Origin of the sequence: Streptomyces sp. A0958 (assembly GCF_004795035.1) — a bacterium.
GTDB lineage: Bacteria > Actinomycetota > Actinomycetes > Streptomycetales > Streptomycetaceae > Streptomyces.
In genome coordinates this window covers 1-1,130 of the sequence record NZ_SSBK01000104.1, presented here as the reverse complement: position 1 = coordinate 1,130, position 1,130 = coordinate 1, and the positions used below count along the sequence as shown (strand labels likewise).

The 1,130-nt window shown below is 66.8% G+C and carries 1 protein-coding gene; it reads right to left on the bottom strand.

What is annotated here, in order from left to right:
- Positions 1–1,088 (bottom strand): IS630 family transposase (locus E6P78_RS32530; RefSeq protein ID WP_136207208.1); only part of this gene is annotated, 1,088 nt, incomplete at its 3' end.
- Between the last annotated feature and the right edge of the window lie 42 nt (positions 1,089–1,130).

Here is a 1,130-nt window from a genome sequence, read left to right as displayed (position 1 = left end):
TAGTGTCCTGAGTCGTTAATTCGTGTGCAGTATGCGGCGAGGGTGTCGAGGATGTCGTCGGCAGTCTTCGTCCAGACGAATGGCTTGGGGTTCTTGTTCCACTCGTTGATCCAGCGGCGGATGTCCCGTTCGAGTTCGACGACGCTGCGGTGGGCCGAGCGGCGGAGTTTGCGGGAGGTCAGCTCGGCGAACCAGCGCTCGACGAGGTTGAGCCAGGACGCCGAGGTGGGGGTGAAGTGCAGGTGGAAGCGGGGGTGCCGCAGCAGCCACTTCTTGACCGGCTCGGTCTTGTGGGTGGCGTAGTTGTCCAGGACCAGGTGGAGTTCGAGGTGCTTGGGGACTGCGGTGTCGATGACCTTCAGGAAGCGGAGGAACTCCTGGTGGCGGTGGCGGCGGTAGTGCTGGGCGATGACCGATCCTGAGGCGATGTCCAGGGCGGCGAACAGGCTGGTTGTGCCGTGCCGGACGTAGTCGTGCGTCATCCTCGCCGGCGTGGTCGGTGCCATCGGCAGGACGGGCTGGGTTCGGTCCAGGGCCTGTATCTGCGACTTCTCGTCCACTGCCAGGACCAGGGCGTTCTCCGGCGGTGACAGGTAGATGCCCACCACGTCGCGGACCTTGGTCACGAACTGCGGGTCGGTCGACAGCTTCCAGGTCTCTACGATGTGGGGCTTGAGGCCGAACGCCCGCCAGATCCGCGAGACGGCCGACTGCGACATGCCCTCCGCCTCGGCCATCGAACGCGTCGACCAGTGTGAATCACCGGTCGGCGGCGTCTGGCCGAGCGTCCTGGCGACCATGGCTTCGACCTGCTCGTCCGTGATCCTGCGCGGGGCCCCCGAGCGTGGCCGGTCCACCAGGCCCTCCAGCCGGTCCGTGGCGAACCGGGACCGCCACTTGCGCACCGTCTCCCGCGAGACACCCAGGTCGTCCGCGACCCGCGCGTTCGACCGGCCCTCCGCGCACGCCAGCACGATCCTCGATCGCAGCACCAGTGCCTGCGACGCGGTCTGCTTGCGCAACCAGCCCCGCAGCACCCGGCGTTCATGATCGGACAACTCCAGCGGCAACGGCTTCGGGCCAGGCATCGCCCCACTCTACAACCGCACGCGAATTAACGACTCAGGACA